The sequence below is a fragment of the Halogeometricum sp. CBA1124 genome, from assembly GCF_009741955.1.
GTDB classification, from domain to species: Archaea; Halobacteriota; Halobacteria; order Halobacteriales; family Haloferacaceae; genus Halogeometricum; species Halogeometricum rufum.
Genome location: NZ_WPCD01000366.1, coordinates 1 through 1,327, shown reverse-complemented (window position 1 = coordinate 1,327; position 1,327 = coordinate 1). Strand labels below are relative to the sequence as shown.

The following is a 1,327-nucleotide window of genomic DNA, read 5'->3' as shown; positions in this document are numbered from 1 at the left end:
TCGACGCGAGGACGCCGGCGAGACTCGGGTTCGTCCGCCCCTCGTCGCCGGAGACGAGTTCCTTGATGTAGAGGCCGCCCGCGCCGTGAATCTCGACGGTGGCGTGGCGTTCGTCCTGCCACTCGCCCGTCGCCTCGAACACATCGCGAGTTCGCGTCAGGGCCGCGCGCCGGTGGTCCACGCGATTCGGCGTGTACTGCTCGATGGTGGCTCCGTCGAGTTCCGCGAGGGCGTCGGCGAGTTCGCTCTCGGACACGTCGTCGCCGAACGCCACCTCGGCGCGGTAGCGCTTCGAGGCGTTCAGTTCCTTCACGCGTTCGACCATGTCGTACTCGGCGAGGCGGAGTCCCTCCACCTCGACTTTCCCCTCGGCGAACGCGTTGACGTCGCCCTCCAACCGTTCGACGTCGACGTGCCGTCGGCGGGGTTCCATCACCTCGACGACGAACGGTCGACCCGTCCCCAGCATGCGCGCGTCCACGTCCTCGCGGCCCGCGCCGTGGAACTTCGCGTCCGTCCCGTCCATCACGTCCGTGACGACGGGAGCAGTCAGGCCCTCGACACTCTCCTGGTACATGTAGCCCGTCCCGTCGCACTTGTCGCAGGGCTGTTTCCCGAGGTAGCCGCTCCCGTGACACTTGTTACAGGGCCACTCGGTCTGCGGGATGTCGCGTTCGAGTTTGCGGTAGCGCCCGTAGACGAACGCCGAGTTCACCTCGACTTCCACCTCGTCGGCGTCGATGTCGAGGAGGAACTGCACGTCGGGGCGGCCGAACTCCACCGTCGTCTCGGTCAGGCGGCCGAACCGCTTGCCGACTTCGCGGTTGAACTCGGATTTGAACAGTTCGCCCGCGTCCTCGGGTAGTCCGGCACCCTCGCGCAGGAGAATCTCGTTCTCCTCGACGAGGGGCGGCGCGCGCGTGCGACCTGGTAGGTGTCGAACTCCACGTCCTCGACGGCCGCGGCGCAGCGTTCCGCCCACTCGTCGAAACGGGCGCACTCGCCCTCGCACACCCAGCAGTCCTCGCGGGCGACGTCCTCGGGTTCCTCGTCGTCCTCGAGGGCGGCGGCGACCCGGAGGCTCCGGCCGCGTTCGGCGTTCGTCAGGCCGTGACTCCGGTCGGCGAACACCCGGCCGAGACAGGGGTCGCAGAGGGGCCCCTGCGCCGCGAGTTCGCGCGCGTCCTCCAAGATACTCATACCGAGTGATGCGGTGGGGCGCGTTTCTGTCTTCCCCTTTTCGGCCGCGACTCAGACGACGCCGGCGGCGGTCAGGAGCCACCACGAGGCGGCGACGGCCGCCGCGCCGAGGGCGACGAGGAGGACG

At 69.0% G+C, this 1,327-nt stretch carries 1 pseudogene; it reads right to left on the bottom strand.

Going from position 1 to position 1,327, the window contains the following annotated elements:
- Window positions 1–1,200 (bottom strand): annotated as a pseudogene (locus GJ632_RS21535) (tRNA pseudouridine(54/55) synthase Pus10); the annotation flags it as partial.
- Window positions 1,201–1,327 lie beyond the last annotated feature (127 nt).